The 23,975-nt window shown below is 71.7% G+C and carries 25 protein-coding genes; 5 read left to right on the forward strand and 20 right to left on the reverse strand.

Annotation, left to right across the window (positions count from 1 at the left end):
* Nucleotides 1-26: 26 nt before the first annotated feature.
* The 3 genes from groES to OHO83_RS20040 form a co-directional block, all read right to left on the reverse strand.
* Nucleotides 27-335: a co-chaperone GroES gene (groES, locus tag OHO83_RS20030; RefSeq protein ID WP_073810087.1), complete on the reverse strand. Its 309-nt coding sequence runs from the start codon at nt 333-335 to the stop codon at nt 27-29.
* Nucleotides 336-548: 213 nt separating this feature from the next.
* Nucleotides 549-1,556, reverse strand: a complete 1,008-nt coding sequence (locus OHO83_RS20035) for a polysaccharide deacetylase family protein (protein WP_266673412.1) — start codon at nt 1,554-1,556, stop codon at nt 549-551.
* A complete protein-coding gene (locus tag OHO83_RS20040) occupies nt 1,556-2,494 on the reverse strand; it encodes a polysaccharide deacetylase family protein (protein WP_389571940.1) in 939 nt (312 codons plus the stop codon). The genes OHO83_RS20035 and OHO83_RS20040 overlap by 1 nt, the downstream gene beginning before the upstream one ends.
* A gap of 91 nt (nt 2,495-2,585) precedes the next feature.
* On the opposite strand from OHO83_RS20040, the gene OHO83_RS20045 reads away from it, so the two are divergent.
* Nucleotides 2,586-3,797, forward strand: coding sequence for a class I SAM-dependent methyltransferase (locus OHO83_RS20045; protein ID WP_389571943.1), 1,212 nt, complete (start codon nt 2,586-2,588; stop codon nt 3,795-3,797).
* Here OHO83_RS20045 and OHO83_RS20050 read toward each other — a convergent pair.
* From OHO83_RS20050 to OHO83_RS20060, 3 genes are all read right to left on the reverse strand, one after another.
* Entirely contained in the window at nt 3,775-5,823 is a 2,049-nt protein-coding gene (locus OHO83_RS20050; protein ID WP_266673406.1) for a cell wall-binding repeat-containing protein, read from the reverse strand. The two genes, OHO83_RS20045 and OHO83_RS20050, sit on opposite strands and share 23 nt — an antisense overlap.
* Nucleotides 5,824-5,922: 99 nt before the next feature.
* The gene (locus OHO83_RS20055) at nt 5,923-7,233 is read right to left on the reverse strand and encodes an RNA polymerase sigma factor (RefSeq protein ID WP_266673404.1); all 1,311 of its coding nucleotides are present in this window, start codon (nt 7,231-7,233) and stop codon (nt 5,923-5,925) included.
* 56 nt (nt 7,234-7,289) lie between these two features.
* The gene (locus OHO83_RS20060; RefSeq protein ID WP_100594848.1) at nt 7,290-7,646 is read right to left on the reverse strand and encodes a YciI family protein; all 357 of its coding nucleotides are present in this window, start codon (nt 7,644-7,646) and stop codon (nt 7,290-7,292) included.
* 193 nt (nt 7,647-7,839) lie between these two features.
* Here OHO83_RS20060 and OHO83_RS20065 point away from each other — a divergent pair, with 193 nt between their 5' ends.
* Nucleotides 7,840-8,424, forward strand: a complete 585-nt coding sequence (locus OHO83_RS20065; protein ID WP_266673401.1) for a class I SAM-dependent methyltransferase — start codon at nt 7,840-7,842, stop codon at nt 8,422-8,424.
* Nucleotides 8,425-8,428: 4 nt separating this feature from the next.
* Here OHO83_RS20065 and OHO83_RS20070 read toward each other — a convergent pair whose 3' ends face one another.
* From OHO83_RS20070 to tsaB, 5 genes are all read right to left on the reverse strand, one after another.
* Complete coding sequence (locus OHO83_RS20070) at nt 8,429-9,439, reverse strand: LCP family protein (RefSeq protein ID WP_443066100.1); 1,011 nt, start codon at nt 9,437-9,439, stop codon at nt 8,429-8,431.
* A 106-nt stretch (nt 9,440-9,545) separates the two neighbouring features.
* A complete protein-coding gene (locus tag OHO83_RS20075) occupies nt 9,546-9,803 on the reverse strand; it encodes a hypothetical protein (RefSeq protein WP_266673399.1) in 258 nt (85 codons plus the stop codon).
* Nucleotides 9,800-10,891 (reverse strand): tRNA (adenosine(37)-N6)-threonylcarbamoyltransferase complex transferase subunit TsaD, encoded by a 1,092-nt coding sequence (tsaD, locus tag OHO83_RS20080; protein ID WP_266673397.1) that lies wholly within the window; start codon nt 10,889-10,891, stop codon nt 9,800-9,802. The genes OHO83_RS20075 and tsaD overlap by 4 nt, the downstream gene beginning before the upstream one ends.
* A complete protein-coding gene (gene rimI, locus OHO83_RS20085) occupies nt 10,884-11,387 on the reverse strand; it encodes a ribosomal protein S18-alanine N-acetyltransferase (RefSeq protein ID WP_266676551.1) in 504 nt (167 codons plus the stop codon). Before rimI ends, tsaD begins: the two co-directional genes overlap by 8 nt.
* Before the next feature lie 17 nt (nt 11,388-11,404).
* Complete coding sequence (gene tsaB, locus OHO83_RS20090) at nt 11,405-12,058, reverse strand: tRNA (adenosine(37)-N6)-threonylcarbamoyltransferase complex dimerization subunit type 1 TsaB (RefSeq protein ID WP_266673395.1); 654 nt, start codon at nt 12,056-12,058, stop codon at nt 11,405-11,407.
* A gap of 108 nt (nt 12,059-12,166) precedes the next feature.
* Between tsaB and OHO83_RS20095 the strand changes: the two genes are divergently transcribed.
* Entirely contained in the window at nt 12,167-12,721 is a 555-nt protein-coding gene (locus tag OHO83_RS20095) for a hypothetical protein (protein ID WP_266673393.1), read from the forward strand.
* 32 nt (nt 12,722-12,753) lie between these two features.
* Here OHO83_RS20095 and OHO83_RS20100 read toward each other — a convergent pair whose 3' ends face one another.
* The 8 genes from OHO83_RS20100 to OHO83_RS20135 all read right to left on the reverse strand — a co-directional run bounded on the left by OHO83_RS20100 (nt 12,754) and on the right by OHO83_RS20135 (nt 20,378).
* The gene (locus OHO83_RS20100; protein ID WP_266673391.1) at nt 12,754-12,972 is read right to left on the reverse strand and encodes a hypothetical protein; all 219 of its coding nucleotides are present in this window, start codon (nt 12,970-12,972) and stop codon (nt 12,754-12,756) included.
* Nucleotides 12,973-13,107: 135 nt separating this feature from the next.
* Entirely contained in the window at nt 13,108-13,623 is a 516-nt protein-coding gene (gene tsaE / locus OHO83_RS20105; protein ID WP_266673389.1) for a tRNA (adenosine(37)-N6)-threonylcarbamoyltransferase complex ATPase subunit type 1 TsaE, read from the reverse strand.
* Complete coding sequence (locus tag OHO83_RS20110) at nt 13,595-14,800, reverse strand: alpha/beta fold hydrolase (protein WP_266673387.1); 1,206 nt, start codon at nt 14,798-14,800, stop codon at nt 13,595-13,597. Before OHO83_RS20110 ends, tsaE begins: the two co-directional genes overlap by 29 nt.
* The gene (gene alr, locus OHO83_RS20115; protein WP_266673385.1) at nt 14,793-15,956 is read right to left on the reverse strand and encodes an alanine racemase; all 1,164 of its coding nucleotides are present in this window, start codon (nt 15,954-15,956) and stop codon (nt 14,793-14,795) included. Before alr ends, OHO83_RS20110 begins: the two co-directional genes overlap by 8 nt.
* Before the next feature lie 361 nt (nt 15,957-16,317).
* A complete protein-coding gene (locus tag OHO83_RS20120; protein ID WP_266673383.1) occupies nt 16,318-17,763 on the reverse strand; it encodes an NAD(P)H-hydrate dehydratase in 1,446 nt (481 codons plus the stop codon).
* A 99-nt stretch (nt 17,764-17,862) separates the two neighbouring features.
* Entirely contained in the window at nt 17,863-18,231 is a 369-nt protein-coding gene (locus tag OHO83_RS20125) for a holo-ACP synthase (protein WP_266673381.1), read from the reverse strand.
* Nucleotides 18,232-18,261: 30 nt separating this feature from the next.
* Nucleotides 18,262-20,121 carry a glutamine--fructose-6-phosphate transaminase (isomerizing) gene (glmS, locus tag OHO83_RS20130; RefSeq protein WP_266673379.1) on the reverse strand — a complete coding sequence of 620 codons (1,860 nt, stop codon included), beginning with the start codon at nt 20,119-20,121 and terminating at the stop codon, nt 18,262-18,264.
* Nucleotides 20,122-20,144: 23 nt separating this feature from the next.
* The gene (locus OHO83_RS20135) at nt 20,145-20,378 is read right to left on the reverse strand and encodes a hypothetical protein (RefSeq protein WP_266673377.1); all 234 of its coding nucleotides are present in this window, start codon (nt 20,376-20,378) and stop codon (nt 20,145-20,147) included.
* Nucleotides 20,379-20,624: 246 nt separating this feature from the next.
* Between OHO83_RS20135 and coaA the strand changes: the two genes are divergently transcribed.
* Nucleotides 20,625-21,614 carry a type I pantothenate kinase gene (coaA, locus tag OHO83_RS20140; RefSeq protein WP_266676549.1) on the forward strand — a complete coding sequence of 330 codons (990 nt, stop codon included), beginning with the start codon at nt 20,625-20,627 and terminating at the stop codon, nt 21,612-21,614.
* 25 nt (nt 21,615-21,639) lie between these two features.
* A complete protein-coding gene (locus OHO83_RS20145; protein ID WP_266673375.1) occupies nt 21,640-22,581 on the forward strand; it encodes a DUF389 domain-containing protein in 942 nt (313 codons plus the stop codon).
* A 14-nt stretch (nt 22,582-22,595) separates the two neighbouring features.
* Here the strand turns inward: OHO83_RS20145 and glmM are convergent, their stop codons facing one another.
* On the reverse strand, nt 22,596-23,954 hold the full coding sequence (gene glmM / locus OHO83_RS20150; RefSeq protein ID WP_266673373.1) for a phosphoglucosamine mutase: 1,359 nt from the start codon (nt 23,952-23,954) through the stop codon (nt 22,596-22,598).
* Nucleotides 23,955-23,975 lie beyond the last annotated feature (21 nt).

Here is a 23,975-nt window from a genome sequence, read left to right on the forward strand (position 1 = left end):
GGCGCAGAACTAAAACAGTGGGTGAATTACTTCTCGACGATCGCGAGCACGTCGCGAGCCGAGAGGACGAGGTACTCCTCGCCGTTGTACTTCACCTCGGTGCCGCCGTACTTGCTGTACAGCACGATGTCGCCGGTCTGCACGTCGAGCGGCAGGCGCTCGCCGTTCTCGAAGCGACCCGGGCCCACGGCGAGGACGACGCCCTCCTGGGGCTTCTCCTTCGCGGTGTCCGGGATGACCAGGCCAGAGGCGGTGGTCTGCTCGGCGTCGAGCGGCTGGACCACAATGCGGTCCTCGAGCGGCTTGATGGCAACCTTGGAGCTGGTGGTCGTCACGATCCGACCTCCCCCTTCGGAGATCACGGGGTTAACTGTCTGAGGTGGCGACCAGGTGGATCCGTCGTCGCGGGTGCCGGACCTGCCCGTCGCTATTGGCACTCTCCAGTGGGGAGTGCCAGGGCCGAGACTATGACTGCGATTAGCACTCGGTCAAGCGGAGTGCCAATTCACTGACGGCGAGTCTTCCGCACGGCCCCTTCGGCCCGTCCGTCACAGGTAGTCCTCGAGCCTCCCCACCGCGAACCCCTGGGCCTGGATGAGGCGCAGCAGCCGCGTCATCGTCCCGGTGAGCGACGCCCCGTGCGGGCCGACGCCGTCACGGAACTGGGCCCGGACGATGTCACCGGGACGCAGCCGGCCCCCGTCCGCGTCACGCAGGTCGCCGCTCGCCACCGAGGCGCGCCACAGGACCACGACGTCGACCCCACAAGTGGCGGCGGCGCGCAGGGTGTTCTGGTTGTACTCGCCGAAGGGCGGCCGGAGGAGGCGGGGGCGGGTACCGAAGCGGTCCTTCAGCCGGTCCTGCTGGCCGCAGATCTCGGCGTGCTGCTCGGCGTACGGGAGCGAGGGCAGGAAGTGGTGGTTCAGGGTCTGGTTCTGCACGCCCGCGCCGAGGGTCCGCAGCCTGCCGAAGTGGTCGTGGCCGGGGCCCGCGACGCCGTCCGTGAGGAAGACGCTGACGGGCAGCCGCAGGTCGCGGACCATGTCGGCGAAGTGCGGGTCGCGGTCCACCCCGTCGTCGAAGGTGAGGAAGACGACGTGGTCCTTGGTGGGGACGTGGTCCACGACGGGCGGGAGCGCGTGCGGCCCCGCCCCGGCCGCGTGGCGTGCCGGGGGTCTCGGCGCCGGGGCGAGCGGAGCGGAGAGTCCCCAGCGGCGGTAGGCGTCCCGGGCACGGCCGTCACGTGGAGTTGTGGCGTGACGCGCGGGGGCGTGAAGAGGCACGACGCGCACCCGCCCCCCGCCGGCTCCCGCCGTCCCGGCCCCGAGCGCACCCCACGACCCACCCCCCGGACCGACGGCCGGTGTGGTCGTCGGTGCCGCGTCGTGCGAGTGGCGGACCCTCTCGGCCGCCTTCCTGCTGAGCCGCTCGATCGGGTCCACGGACGGGGCACACCCGGTGAGCAGCGCGGGTGCGAGGACACCGGCGGCCAGGGCAGCGGCGAGCAGCCGCCGGGGCCCGGTGCGCGCGAGGGCCCGCCGCGCCCGCACGGGCATCACAGGTAGTCCTCCAGCCTGGCCACCGCGTACCCCTTGTCGGTCACGTACTTCATGAGCAGGCGGACCATGTCGGGCATGCTGCCCTTCCACTCCTCGCGGCCGCGGAAGTGGGTCAGGATGATGTCGCCGGGGTGCAGGTCCCGGTCGGCCTCGCGCCACTCGACGTGGTCGACGTACACCTCTTCGTTCCAGATCGGCGCGTACTTGATGCCGCAGGACTTGGCGGCGCGCAGCGTGTCCCGGTTGTAGTTGCCGTACGGCGGGCGGAAGAGAGCGGGCAGCTCGCCGTACTGGCGCTGCATGATGTTCTGCATCCCGCAGATCTCGCGCTTCTGCTCCGCGTAGGACAGGCCGGGCAGATACGGGTGCGTCAGCGTGTGGTTGTTCAGCGTGACGCCACGGGCCTGCATCTTCCCGAAGTAGCCGTAGTCGTCCTTCACCAGGTAGTTGCTGAGGAAGGCGGTGTACGGGATCTTCAGGTCGCTCATCATCTTCAGGAACTCCGGGTCCTTCTCGGAGCCGTCGTCGATGGTGAGGAACACGACCTTGTCCTTGGTCGGCACGGTCGTGAAGACGGGCGGCAGGTCCTCCTGGCCGTGGACCTCGAAGCCCTTACGGGCCCGGATCACGGGCTTCTCGGCGGGCGCCGGCGGCGCGAGGAGCGGCGGCTTCGACAGGCCCCACTTCCTGGCCATCGCGACCCGGGCGGCACGCATCTTGCCCGCGTGGGAGTCGAGGGCGCGGGCAGGCGGCGCCTGGAGGGGCTGCGGGCCGGGCGCCGGCTCGACGGCCTTCTTGCCGTCGGCCGCGGCGCACCCGGAGAGGACCGCGCAGGCGGCGAGAACGGCGAGACAGGCCCGCGTACGGGCGTGACGGGCCCCCCGGCCCGGCATCCCCTCAGCGGCTCTTTTGTCGTTTTGTCGTACAAGTCGCATGGCGCCGGATCCTCGCAGCTCACAGCACCGATCCGGGCCCGACACCGCGGCCGGGCGCGCACCGTCCACCGACTGGCCCACAATGGGCCTGGTGAACGACCTCGCCTCCTTCAGCTCACTGCTCTCCGCGCAGGGCCAGGCGCTCCTCGACGACGTACGGGACATCACCCCCGGCCAGGAGCTCGCCGTCGCCACCCGGCTGCGCCGCGACCACCCGGCGGACCTCGTCTCGGCGGCCATCGCGCAGGCCCGGCTGCGCCAGCGCGCCGCGGCGAAGTTCGGCGAGGCGGACGCGCGCCGCATGTACTTCACTGCGAACGGCGTCGAGCAGGCGACCCGCACGAGCGTCGCCACCCACCGCGCGCAGGAGTTCAAGGCGCTCGGAGTGCGCTCCGTCGCCGATCTGTGCTGCGGCATCGGCGGCGACGCGATCGCGCTGGCCCGCGCCGGGATCTCCGTACTCGCCGTCGACCGCGACCCCCTCACCTGCGAGGTCGCCCGCGCGAACGCTCGGGCCCTGGACCTCGACGGGCTGATCGAGGTCCGCGAGGCCGATGTCACCGAGGTCGACACGGAGCCGTACGACGCGGTGTTCGTCGACCCCGCGCGCCGGGGCGGCGGCAAGGGAGGCGGCCGGATCTTCGACCCGGAGGCGTACTCCCCGCCCCTGTCCTGGGCGGTCGGCGCGGCGCTCGGGGCCCGGCACGCGGCCCTGAAGATCGCGCCCGGCATCCCCCACGAGGCCATCCCCGACGCGGCCGACGCCGAGTGGATCTCGGACGGCGGGGACGTGAAGGAGGCCGTGCTCTGGTTCGGCACCGAGCCGGGCCGCATGCGGGCGACACTGCTCCCCGGGCCGCGCGCACTCACCGGCCGCGGCCTCCCCGACCCCGAAGTGCGGTCCGTGGGGCGGTACTTGTACGAGCCCGACGGCGCCGTCATCCGCGCCCACCTGGTCGCCGACGTGGCCGAGGAGGTGGCGGGCGGGCTGATCGACGAGACGATCGCCTACGTCACGTCCGACACACTGCGGGCGACGCCGTACGCCACCGCGTACGAGATCACGGACCACATCCCGTTCAACGTCAAGAAGTTGAAGGCGCTGCTGAGGGAGCGCGAGGTCGGGATCCTGACGGTGAAGAAGCGGGGGTCGGCGGTGGAGCCGGAGGAGCTGCGCCGCAAGGCACTGCCGAAGCGGCACGGCCCGAACGCGGTGACGGTCTTCCTGACCCGCGTCGCGGGCGCCCCGACGATGCTGCTCGGCGCGCCCGCGCGTCCGGCTACTGGTGGTGCCGGGTCCTGAGCGGCTCCAGGTTCGGCTCGGCGCCGATCGGGCCGGTCCGCTCCACCGAGGTGGCGTCACCGCCGTTCGTGCGGGCCAGGAAGGTGCTCCGCCGCGCGCTCTGCGGCTCCACCCCGTTGTAGTAGGGGTGAGAGACGTACTGGCCGCTGCCCGCGCTGATCGCGGCCCCGGAAGCGTCCAGCGTGCCGGCCGCCACGGAAGTGCTGCCGCCGAAGCCGACCGCGAACTGGACGCTCGCGGACTCCCGCAACAGATAGCTGCTCGTCGCGCTCGACAGGGCGCCGGGCGTGGTCCAGAGCACGGGACCGAACACGTTCATCGCGGAGCCCGCGGACACACCGCCGCGCCACGAGTCGACCGAGGCGAGCCCCGCCTGGCTCGGCGCACTCCACCAGAGCTTGGCGAGGGCGGCCGCGGTGCCCTCGTGCCCGGTCCCCGTGACCGGGTAGTACGTGTACGTCGAGGGCCAGCTGGAGAACGTCGTGTGCGTCAACGCGTACTTCGCGGACGTCCCCACCGGGATGATCATGGTGTCGTCGGGGTCGAGGCTGTTGAGGTACGACTTCACCGACGAGGTCAGCGTGTTGCCGTCGTTGAGCACGACGCCGCCCGCGCTGCCCGTCCCGTCCGCGCCGGCCGCGACCGACGCCGCCAGAGCCGAGTGGTAGTCGGTCCCGGTCGCCAGGAACACGTACTTCGGCGCGCTGGTGATCGACTTGGCCACGGCGACCGAGGTCGAGTAGCGGGAGGTGCCCGCCAGCCGCTTCGGCGTGAAGCCGAGCGCGGTCACCTGCGAGGACACGGTGCTGCTGAGCATGGACGTGCCGCCGACGAGATAGACGTACGCCCCCGGCTTCAGCGTCCGCTTGAGCTCCGCCTTCACCGCGGACGACAGGCCGCCCGACGGCGTCATGAGGACCGGCCCGTGCTTCTTGCCCGCAAGGGCCGGCGCCGTGAGCGAGTACGAAGGACTGTCACGGTTGATCAGCACCGCCGCCTTGGCGTCCATCAGGCCCGGCTCGCTCTGCCCGACCGTGTTCCAGGTCCAGCGCGAGGAGGCGACGTTGGTCGCGTAGGTGTCGGCGCCCCAGACGCGGCCCGTGGTGTTCTTGCGCAGCGGCTGCCAGCTGGGGTTGTAGCCGAAGTTGCCCTCCTGGTGACCCGCCACCGCGGTCAGTTTCCCGCTGTCCAGGTCCACGTACTCCGTGGTGTGCACGTCGGAGCTGTCGCCCGAGGTGTCCGCGTCGAAGATGATGCGCCCGCCGGTGGGTGACCAGGACGGGTTGCCGTAGCCGCGCGGGCCGGTGGTGATCTGCTTGGCGTCCGTGCCGTCGGCGTTCGCCGTGAAGATCTGCGCCGGGCCGCCGTCGGGATACCGGACGAAGGCCAGCTGCGTGCCGTCCGGGGAGAAGGCGGGCTGCTCGCCCTCGGTGAGGATCTGCTTCACCGTCCCGGTCTCCGGGTCGTAGGTCCAGATGCCCTTGTTGTCGTAGCAGCCGTAGTTGACGCGCCGCTCGAACGCGATCACACCGGACGTGCTCACGGTCGGGTCGTTGTCGCAGACGGTGGTCGGCTCCTGAGCGCTCGTCAGGAGCGGGCGCGGGGCCCACGAGCCGTCGGAGGGGCCGTAGCCGAGCTGGCCGTTCGACGTGAAGAAGATGTACCGGCCGCCCCACCCGTAGGTGAGATCGCTGGGGATGTAGCTGGCATGGAATCCCTCCCCGTCCGGGAGGGTGACCTTGGAGGCGCCGTTCGGGCGGATGCTCTGGACGTCCTGCCAGGCGCTGACCAGACGGCTGCCGTCCGGGGCCCAGGCGGACCAGTCCCCGTCGTACGTGTTGGGGACCTGGGTGACGGCGCCGGTGGCCGGGTCGTACAGCTGCGGTCCGTCGAAGAGGATCTTGCCCTCGGTGCCGGGCCAGGGTCCGGCGTCCGCCGAGGCGACGGGCGCGGTCGCCAGACTGCCCGCGGCGAGCGCGACCGCGGTGGCGAGCACCGCGGCACGGCGGCGCGTGAAGAACTTCAAGAGTGACCCCCCACGGATCAGTGATGTCGGAGTGCCGTCCGCTCACGCCACCGCGTCGGGGTCTCCCCCCGCCGACGCGGCCGTATCACGGCAGCCGCGTCACTGTAGTGGCTGGTGCGGCCCCTGGGAACAGGAATTTCCCTGGTCCGTACGGCACGCCTGAGCCCGCGCCAGCAGCATCTCCCGCTCCCGTTCGTTGCGGGTCAGCGAAGCGGCCCGCTCGAACTCGGCCCGCGCCTCCTCGCGCCGCCCGAGCCGGTCGAGCAGGTCTCCGCGCACGCTCGGCAGCAAGTGGTAGTCGCGCAGCGCCGGTTCACCGAGCAGGGCGTCGACCAGGGCGAGGCCGGCCGCGGGGCCCTCGGCCATGGACACCGCCACCGCCCGGTTCAGCTCGACGACGGGGGAGGGCGCCCGGGCGGCGAGCAGCCCGTACAGGGTCGCGATCCCCTGCCAGTTCGTCTCCGCGTACGTGTGGGCGTGCGCGTGGCTGGCGGCGATGGCGGCCTGGAGGGCGTACGGTCCGGGGCCGCCGGCGGACACCGCGTCCGCGCGGCCGAGCGCCGCGAACCCGCGCCGGATCAGGAGCTGGTTCCACCGCCTGCGGTCCTGGTCCCTGAGGAGAACCGGCTCGCCCGACGGGCCCGTACGGGCGGCCGAGCGCGAGGCCTGGAGCTCCAACAGGGCGGCCAGGCCGTGCACTTCGGGCTCCTTCGGCATCAGGGCTGTCAGCAACCGGGCGAGCCGCAGGGCGTCCTCGCACAGCCCCGGGCGCAGATAGTCGTCGCCCGCCGTGGCCGCGTACCCCTCGTTGAAGATGAGGTAGATGACCTCGAGGACCGAGCCGAGGCGGGCCGCCCGCTCAGGACCGTAGGGCACTTCGAAGGCGACGTTCTTCGTGGCGAGGGTGCGTTTGGCGCGCACGATGCGCTGGGCGACCGTCGCCTCGGGGGCCAGGACCGCGCGGGCGATCTCGGCGGTGGTCAGGCCGCCGAGCAGCCGCAGCGTGAGCGCGACCCGGGCCTCGGCGGACAGGACCGGGTGGCAGGCCGTGAAGACGAGGCGGAGCAGGTCGTCGTCGATGTCGTCCGGGTCCGAGGGCTCGTCCAGGTGGGGCGGCGCGGCCTCCAGGTCACGGCCGACCTCCGCCAGCTTGCGCGCGTACCGCTCCTTGCGGCGCACGAGGTCGATCGCCCGGTGCTTGGCGGTGGCCATGAGCCACGCGCCGGGGTTGTCGGGGATGCCCTCGTCCGGCCACTGCTCCAGGGCGGCGACGAGCGCGTCCTGCGCCAGTTCCTCCGCTATGCCCACGTCCCGCACGATGCGCGTGACACCGGCGATGATGCGGGGCGCCTCCAGACGGAAGACGGTCTCGATGGCGTGGGCCGCTTCGGCAGTACGTTCTGCTGTCACGGCCCACCATCAGACACCCGCGCCCACGGGACGGCCAAGGGCCTGTCCGGCGTGGCTCAGCCCTCGGCGATCTCCCGGATCTCGGAGGTGACCGTCCAGTGCTCCTCGTGGACCTTCAGGAACCGCTTGGTCCACTCCAGGATCTCGGCCCGGTCCTTGGCCTGGATGATCGCGTAGCCCCCGATGACCTCCTTGGACTCGGTGAACGGCCCGTCGGTGACGGTGATCTCGCCGTTCTCGTAGTGCACGCGGGTGCCCTCGGACGACGGGTGCAGGCCCCCGGTGTCGAGCAGCACACCGGCCTTGGTCATCTCCTCGATCAGCTCGCCCATGCGCTGCATCAGGGCCTCGCTGGGCCCCTCGGCGGGGGCCTTGCTCTCGTCGATGCGGACCAGCGTCATGTAGCGCGGCATGGTGACTCCTCGTTCGGTGCGGTCGGGGGATTCTCCCCGCTCTCGTCCACGCGTCGAACGGGAACTCCGCGGATCGACACGCGCGCAGAAGTTTCTGAAGAAGTTTTCCGGCCCTTCCCCGCGCCCGCCCGTTTCCCGCTCCCCCGGCCACCCTCACCCGCGCCTTACCGCCCCCCTGCCACCATCGCGCCCCATGCCCTTCGACCACAACGACCACTACCACCGCCTCCTCCTGCGCCGCCTGCCGAAGGACGGCCGCACCGCCCTCGACATCGGCTGCGGCACCGGCCGCTTCGCGCGGCGCCTGGCCGGCCGCGGTTACGAGGTCGACGCGCTCGACCCGTCGGCCGAGGTCATCGCCGAGGCGGAGGCCGGGGGCGGCGGACCGCGCTTTCGGCGGGCGGATGTGACGGCGACGGATCTGCCCGAGGGGCACTACGACGTCATCACCTGCCTGGCGAGCCTGCACCACATGCCGTTCGCGACGGTGACGCGGCTGCGCGCTGCCCTCGCTCCCGGCGGCGCGCTGCTCGTCCTCGGCTGCTACGCGGGCGTGACGCCCCTCGACCTCGTGGCCGTCCCGGCGAACGCGGCGGCCCGCGCCGCGGTCCACGTGGCCGACCGGCGGCGCGGCGCCGCGCCGCCGCCCCTCAAGGCCCCGGTGCGCCGACCCGACATGACGCTGGCCGCCGTCCGAACGGAAGCCGGCCGGCTCCTCCCCGGCAGCCAGGTGCGCCAACTGGTCTTCTGGCGCTACCTGTTGACGTACCACGCCTGACGCGTCACCGCAGCGAGGCCCACAGCTTGCCGGCCTCCGGCTGGTCGGCGACGACACGGTTGGGGTCGGACGGAGCCGGGAGCACCGGCATCATGACCGTCTTCACCTCGTCCGCCGAGAGCCCCTTCAAGCTGCCCGCCAGGTCCTGGAGTTCACCGAGGGAGTCGAGACCGGTGTCCGTCGTGAGGCTTCCCGTGAGGGCGTCGGCGACCTCGTAGAGGCGGGCCGGGTCCGTCAGGAGACCGCTGCCCGAGACCTCCTCCACCAGGGCCTTCACCAGCTGCTGCTGGAGTTTGATGCGCCCGAGGTCGCTGCCGTCGCCGACGCCGTGACGGGTGCGGGCGAAGGCGAGGGCCTGCTTGCCGTCGAGGTGGTGGTGGCCCGCGTCGAGCTGGAGGTGGCTCAGGTCGTCGTCGATGTCCTCGGTCGTCGTGAGGTCCACGCCGCCGAGCGCGTCGACGACCGAGGCGAAGCCGGAGAAGTCGATCTCCAGATAGTGATCCATGCGCACGCCCGTGAGCTTCTCGACCGTCTTCACGGCACAGACGGGACCGCCCACGGAGTACGCGCTGTTGAACATGGCGCCGTACGCGGCCTGCGTGCTGCCGCCGGACGAGGTCGGGCACGCGGGCCGCTCGACGAGGGTGTCGCGGGGAATGCTGACGACGGTCGCCGCCGAACGGCCGGCGTTCAGGTGCACCACCATCGCGGTGTCGGAGCGGGCGCCCTCGCTGTGGCCGCCGCCGAGCGCGGAGTTCTCGCTGCCGCTGCGCGAGTCGGAGCCGAGGACGAGGATGTTCAGCGCCCCGGCGGGCGGCGCGGTCGCCGAGGGCTCCGGCGTGGCCGGGGCCGGTTTCGGGGGCCGGTCGTCGCCGAGCGCGCTGTCGATGTCGACGCCCCGGATGTTGTGGTCCAGATGCCAGTACGCCCACGCGGCCCCGCCCCCGGTGAGGACGAGCACGCAACCGGCCACGACACCGACCGTCTTCACCAAACGCCCACGGCGGCGCTGTATTCGCTTCACAGGGCGAACATAAGTCGGAATTATTACAACGGTAAACCAGCTGGACGCCGATATTCGGGAATCTCAGACGGTTCTCACGTCCCAGGACGATGCCGCCTCAGGCGGGAGCGACCGCCTCGAACCGCCACCGATGCACCGTCCGGGTCACCAACTCGCCCTCCGGTTCGGGCAGTTCGGGCAGCTCGGCGTCGTACGCCGCGTCCCACCAGGTGATGACGAGGACCCGGTCCTGCGGGGCACGGAAGAACTCGCGCCGCAGCGGCTCCGCCGCGAGGACCTGCCCCCGCGCCCAGGCGAGCAGCTCCTCGCCCCGCCCCTCGGCCGCCCGGGCCTCCCACATCAACGCGACGGTCATGAGTACAGGTTGTCCTTCGCGGCCTCGTGCACGTGGTCGTGCGTGTGCCCCGGCACGTGCGTCTCCGTCACCGGCAGCGACGAGTCGGCCGACAGGTCCCAGGCGGACGCGGACCGGTTGCGCGCCACCATCTCGGCGCCGAGGGCCGCGACCATCGCGCCGTTGTCCGTGCACAGCTTGGGCCGTGGCACGCGCAGCCGGATCCCGGCCGCCTCGCACCGCTCCTGGGCGAGGGCCCGCAGCCGCGAGTTGGCGGCCACACCGCCACCGATCATGAGGTGGTCGACACCCTCGTCCTTGCAGGCGCGCACGGCCTTGCGGGTCAGCACGTCGACGACGGCCTCCTGGAAGGAAGCCGACACGTCCCGCACCGGAACGTCCTCACCGGCGGCCCGCTTGGCCTCGATCCAGCGCGCCACGGACGTCTTCAGCCCGGAGAAGGAGAAGTCGTACGCGGGGTCGCGCGGCCCGGTGAGCCCGCGCGGGAAGGCGATCGCACGGGGGTCGCCCTCCTTCGCGTACCGGTCGATGACGGGACCGCCGGGGAAGCCGAGGTTCAGCACCCGGGCGATCTTGTCGAAGGCCTCGCCCGCCGCGTCGTCGATGGTCGCGCCGAGGGGGCGCACGTCGGACGTGATGTCGGAGGAGAGCAGCAGCGACGAGTGCCCGCCCGAGACGAGCAGCGCCATCGTGGGCTCGGGCAGCGGACCGTGCTCCAGCTGGTCGACGCAGATGTGCGAGGCGAGGTGGTTCACGCCGTAGAGCGGCTTGCCGAGCGCGTACGCGTACGCCTTGGCGGCCGAGACGCCCACGAGGAGCGCGCCCGCGAGCCCGGGGCCCGCGGTCACGGAGATCCCGTCCAGGTCGGAGGCGGCGACCCCGGCGTCCTTCAGGGCGCGCTCGATGGTCGGCACCATGGCTTCCAGGTGTGCGCGCGAGGCGACCTCGGGGACGACACCGCCGAAGCGGGCGTGCTCGTCGACGCTGGAGGCGACCGCGTCGGCGAGCAGTGTGTGGCCGCGGACGATGCCGACACCGGTCTCGTCGCAGGAGGTCTCGATGCCGAGGACGAGCGGTTCGTCAGCCATTTTCGGTTCCTTGTACGGGTGTCACTGAGGTCGAGGGGTCGGTCAGACGCATCACGAGCGCGTCCACGTTGCCCGGCTGGTAGTAGCCGCGGCGGAAGCCGATGGGCTCGAAGCCGAAGCGCTGGTAGAGCTTCTGCGCCCGGGTGTTGTCGACCCGCACCTCGAGCGTCACCTCGGAGCAGTCGAAGTCGGTCGCGTGGCGCAGCAGGACGGTGAGGAGCCGGGCACCCAGCCCGGTGCCCCACTGGTCCCGGGCGACGGCGATGGTCTGCACGTCGGCCCCCACGCCGGAGCCGCCTTCGTAGTCCGTGCCGGACGCGGCGAGGCCCGCGTACCCGACGAGCCGGTCGCCGTCGTGGGCGACGACATAGCGGCGGGTGGACCCGGCGCCGCGCGCGTGCGCGAGCTCGGACCAGAACATGCCGCGGGACCACGCGTCGTCCGGGAAGAGATCCTTCTCGAGCGCGTGCACGGATTCGATGTCCCACCAGCGCATCTCGCGCAGAGCAGCGCTCACTTCGGAGTGACCACCTTGTAGTTCTTGGGCACCTGCGCGTCGGGCCGGCGCAGATACAGGGGGCGCGGCGCCTGAAGATCCTCGCCGGCGCCGAGCTTCTCGGCGGCAAGGGCGGCGAGGGCGGCCGCCGACACGTTCTCGGGGGCGCGCGCGTCGGGGAACGTGTCCGGGTACAGCACGGCGCCGGCGCCGACCGCGGGAAGGCCCGCGACCTGCTCGGCGATGTCGGCGGGGCGGTCGACGGCGGGCTCGGTGACGCGGGTGCGCGTATCGTCGTAGCGCGCCCAGTAGACCTCCTTGCGCCGCGCGTCCGTGGCGACGACGAAGGGGCCGTCGACCTCGGCGGCGTAGGCGAGCCCGTCCAGCGTGCACAGGCCGTGGACGGGCACCCCGAGGGCGAGCCCGAAGGTGTCGGCGGTCATCAGGCCGACGCGGAGGCCGGTGTAGGGGCCGGGGCCCACGCCGACGACGATGCCGGTGACGGCGTCGAGTCTGACGCCGGCATCGGCGAGCACCCGGTCGACGGCGGGCAGCAGGAGCTCCCCGTGCCGACGGGCGTCCACCTGGCTCGATGCGGCGACGACGGACGAGCCGTCGTGCAGGGCGACGGTGACGGCGGGGGTGGCGGTATCCAGCGCGAGCAACAGCACGCAAACAGCCTACGGCTCCAACGCCCCGCCCACGGCCGCCCCGGGGAGCCGCACGCCTGCTGCTACCGTCACCACAAAGACGTACGGGCACGAGAGGTGGGCAAACAGGTGGCACGGAGCAGCTCGGGATTCGTGGCCGGGCTCACCGCGGCGGCGCTCGCCGTGGTCGGCTTCCTCACCTACCAGGCGTCGGCCAGCGCGCCGGACACCCTGGCCCCGCCGAAGGCCGGGAAGACCCCCTCCGCGGCCGCCTCCCACTCCCCCAAGGACAAGAAGGACCTGAACGCGGTCCCCGCGCAGTCCGGCACCGGTGAGCGGGTCGTCTACTCCGTGGGCGACGAGCGGGTGTGGCTGATCGCAGAGGGCGGCAAGGCCCAGCGCACCTTCACGGTCGCGCCGAGCACGGTGGACCCGCCGGCCGGCAAGTACGTGGTGACGTCGCGCTCGGCTTCGATCACCGGAAGCGACGGCGTGCCGATCGAGCACGTGGTGCGGTTCGCGAATGTCAACGGCATCGCGATCGGCTTCAGCGCGGCGGTCGACGGCTCGATGCCGCAGCCGGACCCGGCCAAGAAGACGGGCGGCATCCGCGAGAAGCGGGCGGACGGCGACGCGATGTGGGAGTTCGCGACGATCGGCAAGAAGATCGTCGTGATCCAGTAGAACCCGTCACCTGACGTCCGGCACAAAAACCCTCACGCGGCGTCGCGGCGCCCTTCACCGGCGTCGGCGCCCGCACCTTCGGCCTCCCCCTCGCCCTCCTCGACGGCGGGCGGAGTGGACACGGCCGAGGCGGCGGCACAGGACGCGAGCAGATCGCTCATGGACAGCCCCGAGGCGGCGATCCCGGACATGTCCCCGTGCCCCGGCACCACGCGGGGCTGCTGCGGCACGTCACGTTCTGAAGCCGACATGGATGCCTCCTGGGCTCCGGGGCAGCAAAGTTAGGTAGACCTAACCAGGACTGACCTCCATGTGACCATGCCGAGCGCACGCCGCGCAACATTTTGCCGACGCCATGTCGGAACGTTCGGGTGAAGGTACGAGAGTCAGGCGGCCAGAGCCTCCAGGCCGGCACCGGCCCAGCGTGCCCCGAGGCCACGCAACGTCACGGAGCGCACCTCGTCGTCCGTGTCGCCCGTGGCGCGGTGAATCACCACATGGAGCCGGTCGTCGGCGAGGTCCTCGACCTTGCCGTCGCCCCACTCGACGACGATCACGGAGTCGGGCAGCGAGACGTCGAGGTCGAGGTCCTCCATCTCGTCGAGCCCGCCACCGAGCCGGTACGCGTCCACGTGCACCAGGGCGGGCCCGTCACCGAGGGGCGGGTGGACGCGGGCGATGACGAAGGTCGGAGAGGTCACGGCGCCCCGCACACCGAGGCCCTCGCCGAGCCCGCGGGTCAGCGTGGTCTTGCCCGCGCCCAGCTCGCCGGTGAGCATGACGAGGTCGCCCGGGCGCAGCAGCTTGGCGAGGCGGCGGCCCAAATCCCCCATACGGGTGGGCGAGTTGACGGTGATCGAGGCGGTGGCGGCGTCAGCTGCCGGGCTGTGCGGTGTCTCCATAACTTCCCACGGTAGCCCCTGAGGGAACGGCTCCCGTGCGCGCGAGGAGGTCGGCCAGCCGGTCGGTGACGGCCTCGGGGTGCTCCAGCATCACCAGGTGCCCGGCGTCGGGCACGAGCACCAGCTCGGCGTCGGGGAGCAGCCCCGCGATGGCCTCGCTGTGCTCGCTGGGGGTGACGAGATCCTGGTCGCCTGCCAGTACGAGGACGGGCAGCTGCGCGAACCGCTCGATGACCGCGCTCTTCTCGTGCGCCTGGAAGGCGGAGTAGAACTCGGCGACGACGTCGATCGGTGTGCTCTCGATCATGCGCTCGGCGAAGCGCACGACGGCGGGATCGACGTCACGCGAGGCGAACGAGTAGCGCTTGATGATGCCCGCGAACAGGTCGGCGGTCGCACGGCGCCCCTTCTCCACGAGGTCGGCGCGCTGTCCCAGGACCTTCAGGACACCGGGGAGCACGCGGCGGACGACGTTGACGCCGACCACGGGCAGCCCGTAACTGACCTCGCCGAGCTTGCCGGAGGAGGTCCCGACGAGGGCGACGCCGGCGACGCGCTCGGCCACGGCCTCGGGAAACTGGTCGGCGAACGCCATCACGGTCATGCCGCCCATGGAGTGCCCGACGAGAACGAGCGGCCCTTCGGGGGCGGCGGCGTCGATGACCGCCTTCAGATCACGCCCGAGCTGGTCGATGGTGACGTCGGGCCCGCCGTCTGCCTGCTCGACCCCGCGCCCGGACCGCCCATGGCTGCGCTGATCCCAGTAGACGGAGCGCACCACGCCCCGCAGGGCGGCACGCTGGAAATGCCAGGAGTCCTGGTTGAGGCAGTACCCGTGACTGAAGACCACGGTGACCGGCGCGGGGGTCTTACGGCCGAAAAGACGACGCCTGCGAGGACCGGCACCGCCCTCGGCCTCCACTTCCTCGACCTCGTAGTAGAGCTCGGTGCCGTCCTCGGCGTAGGCCCTGCCGGGAGTGCCGCGCAGGGCCCCGTAGGGGCCGGAGGCGTCCAGCGCGAGCCGCGCCTTTCTGCGCATTCCGCGGCCGACGGTGAGCCGCTCCACAGCGACACCGGCAGCGGCACCGGCCGCGACGACACCTATCGCGGCGCCGGCGAGCCCGGCCCGCCGCCAGCTCGCGACGGCCGCCGTGACCTCGGCGCTGCTCTCACTCACGTGCCGCTCCTCCGTCGTCCACATAGACGCGCGGAACACGCGCCCCGATCCGGGTGACGATCTCGTACGCGATGGTGCCGGCGGCCTGCGCCCAGTCCTCGGCGGTCGGCTCGCCCCGGTCGCCGGGCCCGAACAGCACGGCCTCGTCCCCGGCCGCCGGCTCGTCGCCGCCGAGATCGACGACGAACTGGTCCATGGCGACGCGCCCGGCGACGGTACGCAGCTTGCCCCCGATGAGTACGGGCCCGGTCCCCGAGGCATGCCGGGGGATCCCGTCCCCGTACCCGAGAGGCACGAGCCCCAGGGTGGTCTCGCCCGGGGTGACGTAGTGATGCCCGTAACTGACGCCGAGCCCGCCCGGGGCGTGCTTCACCAGGGCGAGCGAGGCGGACAGGGTCATGACGGGCCGCAGCCCGAAGTCCTCGGGCGTGCCGATCTCGGGACTGGGCGAGATCCCGTACATGGCGATGCCGGGCCGCACCAGATCGAAATGGGTCTCAGGCAGAGTCAGGGTCCCCGGCGAATTGGCGATGTGCCGGACCTCGGGCCGAACCCCGGCCCCCTCCGCGAAGGAGACCATCTCGCGAAAACGCTCCAGCTGAGCGGCAATCGACGGATGCCCCGGCTCATCGGCACAGGCGAAGTGGGACCAGAGCCCCGTGACGACAACAAGCCCCTCGCGCTCCGCGGCTACGGCAGCACGCACAAGTTCGGGCCAGTCACCGGGCAGGCAGCCGTTACGTCCGAGCCCCGTATCGGCCTTCAACTGAATACGAGCGGCACGCCCCACCACCCGAGCGGCAGCCACGACCTCGTCCAATGCCCACATGCCGCTCACGGACATGTCGAGATCGGCCTCGATGCCCTCGCGCCAGGGCCCGCCGGGCGTCCAGAGCCAGCACATGACGCGCCCCTCGATCCCCGCGGCACGCACCGCGAGAGCCTCCTCGGGCGTGGCCGTACCGATCCAGGTGGCACCGGCTTCCCGCGCGGCGCGCGCGCAGGGGATCATGCCGTGGCCGTAGGCATCAGCCTTGACCACAGCCATGAAGGCGGCCCCTGGCGCACGATCGCGCAGGGATCGCACATTGGCCCGCAGAGCGGCCAGATCGATCTCGGCCCGGGCACGGCCCACGGCAGGTGCTCTCTCAGTCATCGTGCGCCCAGTGTCTCAGAGCCCCCCGACAGCCCCACGTGACCACCACCCGCCAAACCACCCACATCAACCCAAATCGCCAGGTCGGAAGCACCACAGCCGACAGGCCGGAGACCGAATCCCCACGACCCGACGGCCGCACAATCAACCGGGCGAGCGGACGCGAATCCCCCACCGCCCACCGGCCGCACGACAACAGGAGGGGACGCGCCGGGATGTGCGCGCGGAGCCACCTCCACCCCGTTACGGGCGCCTGGCCTGCCGGGGCCGGCCCATGGAACAGCGAGTACGTACATCCCGGGGCGGCCCCGCCCCGAAGACGGGCGAAGCGCCGCCACGGAGCGAAGCGGAAGCCACCGCCCTACACCCCGCGCCGAACGTCCCCCCAGGCCCCGGCAATCCCCCCAGCCACATCCTGAGCGACAACAGGCGCCCCACCGGACACACGCCGAGCGGCAAGCCCATGCAGATAGGCCCCCACAGACCCGGCATCGAGCGCTCCGAGCCCCGCGGCGAGCAGCGATCCGCAGAGCCCGGACAACACGTCACCGCTTCCCGCGGTGGCCAGCCAGGCGGTACCCGTGGAGTTGACCCGGGCCGGACGCCCGGCACCGTCCTCCCGCCCCCCGGCGACCAAGGTGGTGGACCCCTTCAAGAGCACGGTGGCGGAGAACCGGCCGGCCAACTCCCGCACAGCCGCGAGCCGCTCCGCCTCCACCTCCTCCCGGGCAACCCCCAGCAACGCGGCGGCCTCCCCCGCGTGAGGCGTGAGCAACGTGGGCGCGGACCGCCCCCGAACGGCCTCGGGATCGGCGAGCCGCAGCCCATCGGCGTCGATCAGAAGGGGCACCTCCGCACCCAGGACATCCGCGAGCCCGGAGGCGTCGTCACCGAGTCCGGGCCCGGCCACCCACGCCTGCACCCGCCCCGCCTTCCCGGGCGCGCCTTCGGACACCAGGGTCTCGGGGAACCGCGAGACGACGGCGCCGGCCGCGGGCCCGACGTACCGAACGGCCCCGGCCCCACCCCGCAGAGCCCCGGCCACGGCAAGCACGGCGGCACCGGGATACCGGGCGGACCCGGCGACGATGCCCACGACACCACGCCGGTACTTGTCGCTCTCTCCGGCGGGTTCAGGCAGCAGCCGGGCCACGTCACCGTGCTGAAGGGCCTCCAGATCCGCCTCGCCACGCCCCGGTTCGAGCCCGATGTCGACGAGCCGAACGGCACCGGCGTACTCCCGCCCGGGATCGACGAGAAGCCCCGGCTTGTACACACCGAAGGTGACGGTCACATCGGCACGGACGGCCTCCCCGGCGACCTGCCCGGTATCGGCGTTGACGCCGCTGGGCAGGTCCACGGAGACGACGACGGCACGGGACTCCAAGGCGGCACGGACAACGGGCAGGGCAGCCGCGCGAAGCCCGCCGCGCCCCCCGATGCCCACGATCCCGTCGACGACGAGATCGGCGCCGGCAAGCGCGCGCTCACCGGACTCGGCGACGCGCCCCCCGGCGGAGCGGAAGGCTGCCAGCCCGGCACGGTGCACCCGCTCGGAGTCCAGGAGCACGGCGGCGACCCCGGCGCCACGACGGGCGAGCCGGGCGCCGGCGTAGAGGGCGTCGCCCCCGTTGTCCCCGGACCCGACGAGGAGCACGACCCGGGCCCCGTACACCTTGCCGAGGAGTTCGGCGCAGACGACGGCGAGCCCGGCGGCGGCCCGCTGCATCAGGGCGCCTTCGGGAAGCCGCGCCATGAGGGCACGCTCGGCGGTCCGTACGGTGTCGACGCTGTAGGCGGTACGCATGGAACCGAGTCTCCCGCACAGCGGGACACCTCGCCCGTGGCCGAAGCCACAAGCCGAAGCCCGCGCGAGGCCGAAGCCCCCAGCCCCGGCCCCGAGCCCCTACCCCTCTGCGATCACGACCGCCGACGCCACCCCGGCATCATGGCTAAGCGACACATGCCACGACCGCACACCCATCTCCGCGGCACGCGCCGCGACGGTCCCGGTGACCCGTAGCCGCGGCTGCCCGCTGTCCTCGACACAGACCTCCGCATCGGTCCACCGCAACCCGGCCGGCGCCCCCAGCGCCTTGGCCAGCGCCTCCTTGGCGGCGAACCGGGCGGCCAACGAGGCGACACCGCGCCGCTCCCCGCCGGGAAGCAGCAACTCCCTCTCGACGAAGAGCCGTTCTGCCATCCCGGGCGTACGCGCGAGCGACGCCTCGAACCGCTCGATCTCGGCGACGTCGATCCCGACCCCAATAATCAAATCCAGCCCCTCGTACTCAGATCCGGCGCCTCACTCCACCGTCACGGACTTGGCGAGGTTGCGAGGCTGGTCGACCTCGTTTCCCCGGGCCGTGGCCAGCTCGCAAGCAAACACCTGCAACGGCACCGCCGCAACCAGCGGCTGAAGCAGCGTAGGGGTGGCGGGGATCCGTACGAGATGGTCGGCGTAGGGGACGACCGCCTCGTCCCCCTCCTCGGCGATCACGATGGTGCGCGCCCCGCGGGCCCGGATCTCCTGGATATTGGACACGATCTTGTCGTGGAGGACGGACCGCCCCTTGGGCGACGGCACGACGACCACGACGGGCAGGTCGTCCTCGATCAACGCGATGGGCCCGTGCTTGAGTTCACCGGCGGCGAAGCCCTCCGCGTGCATATAGGCGAGCTCCTTGAGCTTCAGAGCGCCTTCAAGAGCGACGGGATAGCCCACGTGCCGCCCCAGGAAGAGCACGGTCCGCTTGTCGGAGAGCGACCGGGCCAGCGTCCGCACGGGCTCCATGGTCTCCAGGACGCGCTCGACCTCACCGGAGATGTCGGCCAGGTCCCGGATCACCGCGCGGATCTCGTCCCCCCACTTCGTGCCGCGCACCTGCCCCAGGTACAGGGCCACGAGATAGCAGGCGACGAGCTGCGTGAGGAACGCCTTGGTGGAGGCGACGGCGACCTCGGGCCCGGCATGCGTGTAGAGAACGGCGTCGGACTCGCGGGGAATGGTCGACCCGTTCGTGTTGCAGATGGCGAGCACGGTCGCGCCCTGGTCGCGGGCGTGCCGCAGCGCCATCAGCGTGTCCATGGTCTCGCCCGACTGCGAGATGGCGATGACGAGCGAGCGCCCGCCGAGAATGGGATCCCGGTACCGGAACTCACTCGCGAGCTCCACCTCGCAAGGGATCCGGGTCCAGTGCTCGATGGCGTACTTGGCGATGAGACCGGCGTGGAACGCGGTCCCGCACGCCACGATCACGACCTTGTCGACCTCCTTCAACACGGCCGTGGGGATCCGGAGTTCGTCGAGCGTCAGCGCCCCGTCGACGCCGATGCGCCCGAGCAGCGTGTCGGCGACCGCCTTCGGCTGCTCGGCGATCTCCTTGAGCATGAAGTAGTCGTAGCCGCCCTTCTCGGCGGCGGAGGCGTCCCAGTCGACGTGGTACGACCGCACCTCGGCCGGCCGGCCGTCGAAGTCGGTGACGGTCACCCCGTCCCCTACGCCGTCCCGCCGCAGCTCGACCACCTGGTCCTGGCCCAGTTCGATCGCCGAGCGCGTATGGGCGATGAAGGCGGCGACGTCGGAGGCGAGGAACGCCTCGTCCTCCCCCACTCCTACGACAAGAGGCGAGTTGCGCCGGGCGCCCACGACGACGTCGGGCTCGTCGGCGTGCACGGCGACCAGCGTGAACGCCCCTTCGAGACGCCGGCAGACGAGGCGCATGGCCTCGGCGAGGCCGGCGCACACGGAGAACTCCTCGGCGAGCAGATGCGCGACGACCTCGGTGTCGGTCTCGGACTCCAGGACGTGCCCGCGCTCGGCGAGCTCGGCGCGCAGCTCGGCGAAGTTCTCGATGATGCCGTTGTGGACGACGGCGACGCGGCCGGCGTTGTCGAGATGGGGATGCGCGTTCCCATCGGTCGGGCCGCCGTGGGTGGCCCAGCGGGTGTGGCCGATGCCCGTGGCCCCGGCCGGCAGCGGCCGCTCCACGAGCTCCTTCTCCAGGTTGGCGAGCTTGCCCGCCTTCCTGGCCGAGGCGAGGCCGCCGTCGGCGAGCACCGCGACCCCGGCCGAGTCGTACCCCCGGTATTCGAGCCGCTTCAGTCCGGCGAGCACGACGTCGAGCGCCGACTGAGATCCGACGTATCCCACGATTCCGCACATAGCGGCAGCCTAAGGCCGCGCGGTCAGCAGCCCCAGACGATCCGGTCCCGCGCGTCCTCGAGGAGACGCAGATACTCCACTTCCTCGCAGCGCGGCTTGCTGCCCATCCGGTAGAGGTCGAGACAGTCGTCGAGATCGTCGCGCAGGTCCTCGTCGGGCAGGTCGAGGGCGAGCTCGCTGCGCACGTGCCCGGCGAAGTCGTCCTCGACGGGTCCGGGTCTGCGCCGGACGAGGTCACGCAAACGGGGCACGGCCATGACGGTTCCCTCCCACCCGGACGGCGCGGCTCGGCGCCGGGTGCCGGGAACGTATCCCCGTTCCCCCGTCCGGTCCAGACCTACGGCTGCAGAACTCCCGGAATCGAGCACGTATCAGGCACGCATCACGCACGCATCACGCACGAAAACCCCACTCCGGCGCTTCCGCCGTCCCCAAGGTGACGCACCCCACCCCCCACCCCGTCCACACAGCCGTAACAATGGACTGTGATCTCTTCGGTCTCCGTGCCCCCGACGGCACCCCGGAGCGCCCACCGGCACAAGCCGGAGGCGACTCCCTACGTCGACCTCACCCGCACCGAGTGGAGCGCGCTGCGCAACAAGACGCCGCTCCCCCTCACCGCCGATGAGCTGGAGAAACTGCGCGGCCTCGGCGACGTGATCGACCTGGACGAGGTCCGGGACATCTACCTCCCGCTCTCGCGCCTCCTCAACCTGTACGTCGGTGCCACCGACACCCTGCGCGGCGCCCTCAACACCTTCCTCGGCGAGACCGTCGAGAAGGCGTCCCAGTCGGGCACGCCCTTCGTCATAGGGGTCGCCGGTTCGGTGGCGGTGGGCAAGTCGACCGTCGCCCGCCTCCTCCAGGCACTGCTGTCCCGCTGGCCCGAGCACCCGCGCGTGGAGCTGGTCACCACGGACGGCTTCCTGCTGCCGACGAAGGAGCTGGAGCGGCGCGGCCTGATGTCGCGCAAGGGCTTCCCCGAGTCGTACGACCGCCGCGCCCTGACCCGCTTCGTCGCCGACATCAAGGCGGGCAAGGACGAGGTGTCGGCGCCCGTCTACTCCCACCTGATCTACGACATCGTGCCCGGCCAGAAGCTCACGGTCCGCCGCCCCGACATCCTGATCGTCGAGGGCCTGAACGTGCTCCAGCCCGCCATGCCGGGCAAGGACGGCCGCACCCGCGTCGGCCTCGCCGACTACTTCGACTTCAGCGTGTACGTGGACGCGCGCGCCGAGGACATCGAGCGCTGGTACCTCAACCGGTTCAAGAAGCTCCGCCAGACGGCCTTCCAGAACCCGTCCTCGTACTTCCGCAAGTACACGCAGGTCTCCGAGGAGGAGGCGCTCGACTACGCGCGGACGACCTGGCGGACCATCAACAAGCCGAACCTGCTGGAGAATGTGGCGCCCACGCGCGGCCGCGCGACGCTCGTCGTGCGCAAGGGCCCCGACCACAAGGTGCAGCGGCTGAGCCTGCGGAAGCTGTAGAAAGCCGGAAAGCTACGCTTCGCGCATGCTGCACCTGCGACTGATCACGCCGGCCGAGAAGACCGACGCGGTGGCCCGCCTGATCGAGAGGACCGTCGGCACCACGCATCTCGTGGTGCTGCCGGACGCGGCCCGCGACCCGAAGGGCGACGTCGTGATGTGCGACGTCGCCAGGGAGGCCGGCGACGAACTGATCAGCGGGCTGCGGGGCCTGAACATCGACACGACGGGCTCGATCGCGGTCGAGAACATCGACCTGTCGCTGTCGAGGCTGGCCGACCGGGCGGAGGACGAGGCGCCGGGCGAGGGCGCGGACGCGGTCCTGTGGGAGCAGCTGACGGACGCGACGCACGAGGAGTCCACGCTCACCGTCACCTACGTGGCGTTCCTGGCCGTCGCGACGATGCTCGCGGCCTGCGGCGTGATGCTGGACAACGCGATCCTGATCGTCGGCGCGATGGCCGTCGGCCCCGAGTTCGGGCCGCTCGCCGGGATCTCCACGGCGCTGGTGCAGCGCGCCCCGCGCCTGGTGTGGCGATCGCTGTGGGCGCTGCTGGCGGGATTCGCCGCCGCGATGGTGCTCACCGCCGGGTTCAGCTGGCTCCTGGACCTGTTCGGCCTGTTCACGCGCTCGATGATCGAGGCGGACCGGCCGAACACGTCGTTCATCTGGAAGCCGGACTGGATGTCGTTCGTCGTGGCGTTCCTCGCGGGCATCGCCGGGACGCTGTCCCTCACATCGGCGAAGTCGGGCGCCCTGATCGGTGTCGCCATCTCGGTGACGACGGTCCCGGCGGCGGCGAACGCGGCGGTGGCGTTCGCGTACAGCGACTACGCCCAGACGTGGGGCTCGACCGCCCAGCTCCTCGCGAACCTCGGCGGCATCGTGCTGGCCGGCACGCTCACACTGCTCGCCCAGAAGTGGTTCTGGGCGACACAGCGCAAGCGTGCCGCCGGCGCGTCCTGACGCAGTGAACTGCCTCAGCCCAGCGTGGACTTGACGACATCGGCGAGGCGACCCGCGATCGAGCGGGCCTGCTCGATGTCGGCGGCCTCGACCATGACGCGGACCAGCGGTTCCGTACCGGACGAACGCAGCAGCACCCGGCCCGTCGCGCCCAGCTCCCGCTCGGCGTCGGTGACGGCGGCGGCCAGCTCGGCGGACGTCGTCACACGGGACTTGTCGACGTCGCGCACATTGACCAGGACCTGCGGCAGACGCTCCATGACGGAGGCGAGGTCCTGGAGGGTGCGGCCGGTCTGGGCGACGCGGGCCGCGAGCAGCAGACCCGTGAGCGTGCCGTCGCCGGTCGTCGCGTGGTCGAGGATGATCACGTGCCCGGACTGCTCGCCGCCGAGCGCGTATCCGTGCTCCTTCATCGACTCCAGGACGTACCGGTCGCCGACGGCGGTCGCCACGAACCCGATGCCCTCGCGCTCCATGGCCAGCTTGAAGCCGAGGTTCGACATTACGGTCGCGACAACGGTGTCCTGGCGCAGGGCGCCGTGCTCCCGCATCGACAGGGCGAGCACGGCGAGGATCTGGTCCCCGTCGATCTCGGCGCCCGTGTGGTCGACGGCCAGGCAGCGGTCGGCGTCACCGTCGTGCGCGATGCCGAGGTCGGCGCCGTGCTCGACGACGGCGGCCTTCAGCAGGTCGAGGTGGGTGGATCCGCAGCCGTCGTTGATGTTCAGGCCGTCCGGATCGGCGCCGATCGTGACGATCTCCGCCCCGGCCCGCGTGAACGCCTCGGGCGAGACCCGCGCCGCCGCGCCGTGCGCCTCGTCCAGGACGATCCGCAGGCCCTCGAGACGGTTGGGCAGCACACCGATGAGGTGCGCGATGTACTGGTCGGCACCCTCGTCGTACGCGTTCACGCGGCCGACGCCGGCACCGGTCGGACGGTCCCACGGCGCACCGGTGCGGTGCTGCTCGTAGACCTGCTCGATACGGTCCTCCAGCTCGTCGGCGAGCTTGTGACCGCCGCGCGCGAAGAACTTGATGCCGTTGTCCGGCATCGCGTTGTGGCTGGCGGACAGCATCACGCCGAGGTCGGCGCCCAGCGCGCCGGTGAGATGCGCCACCGCGGGGGTGGGCAGCACGCCGACCCGCAGGACGTCGACGCCCGCGCTGGCCAGACCCGCGACGACCGCGGCCTCCAGGAACTCGCCCGAGGCCCGCGGGTCACGACCGACCACGGCCACCGGACGGTGCCCCTCGAACGTCCCCGCCTCGCCGAGTACATGAGCCGCCGCCACGGAGAGTCCGAGCGCGAGCTCGGCCGTCAGATCCGCGTTGGCGACACCTCGTACGCCGTCCGTGCCGAACAGTCGTCCCACTGGTGTCCTCCGAACTTTCGC

This window comes from Streptomyces sp. NBC_00569 (assembly GCF_036345255.1).
Taxonomy (GTDB): Bacteria; Actinomycetota; Actinomycetes; order Streptomycetales; family Streptomycetaceae; genus Streptomyces.

What these genes read in the sequence shown, in the direction of transcription:
- OHO83_RS20075 (WP_266673399.1), bottom strand. Translation starts at nt 9,803, where the DNA reads ATGACCGTCGCGTTGATGTGGGAGGCCCGGGCGGCCGAGGGGCGGGGC.
- OHO83_RS20135 (WP_266673377.1), bottom strand. Translation starts at nt 20,378, where the DNA reads ATGGCCGTGCCCCGTTTGCGTGACCTCGTCCGGCGCAGACCCGGACCC.
- OHO83_RS20040 (WP_389571940.1), bottom strand. Translation starts at nt 2,494, where the DNA reads ATGCGACTTGTACGACAAAACGACAAAAGAGCCGCTGAGGGGATGCCG.
- OHO83_RS20120 (WP_266673383.1), bottom strand. Translation starts at nt 17,763, where the DNA reads ATGCGTACCGCCTACAGCGTCGACACCGTACGGACCGCCGAGCGTGCC.
- OHO83_RS20100 (WP_266673391.1), bottom strand. Translation starts at nt 12,972, where the DNA reads ATGTCGGCTTCAGAACGTGACGTGCCGCAGCAGCCCCGCGTGGTGCCG.
- glmS (WP_266673379.1), bottom strand. Translation starts at nt 20,121, where the DNA reads ATGTGCGGAATCGTGGGATACGTCGGATCTCAGTCGGCGCTCGACGTC.
- alr (WP_266673385.1), bottom strand. Translation starts at nt 15,956, where the DNA reads ATGACTGAGAGAGCACCTGCCGTGGGCCGTGCCCGGGCCGAGATCGAT.
- tsaE (WP_266673389.1), bottom strand. Translation starts at nt 13,623, where the DNA reads ATGGAGACACCGCACAGCCCGGCAGCTGACGCCGCCACCGCCTCGATC.
- rimI (WP_266676551.1), bottom strand. Translation starts at nt 11,387, where the DNA reads ATGCGCTGGTGGGACATCGAATCCGTGCACGCGCTCGAGAAGGATCTC.
- OHO83_RS20035 (WP_266673412.1), bottom strand. Translation starts at nt 1,556, where the DNA reads ATGCCCGTGCGGGCGCGGCGGGCCCTCGCGCGCACCGGGCCCCGGCGG.
- OHO83_RS20145 (WP_266673375.1), top strand. Translation starts at nt 21,640, where the DNA reads ATGCTGCACCTGCGACTGATCACGCCGGCCGAGAAGACCGACGCGGTG.
- tsaD (WP_266673397.1), bottom strand. Translation starts at nt 10,891, where the DNA reads ATGGCTGACGAACCGCTCGTCCTCGGCATCGAGACCTCCTGCGACGAG.
- OHO83_RS20060 (WP_100594848.1), bottom strand. Translation starts at nt 7,646, where the DNA reads ATGCCGCGCTACATGACGCTGGTCCGCATCGACGAGAGCAAGGCCCCC.
- OHO83_RS20065 (WP_266673401.1), top strand. Translation starts at nt 7,840, where the DNA reads ATGCCCTTCGACCACAACGACCACTACCACCGCCTCCTCCTGCGCCGC.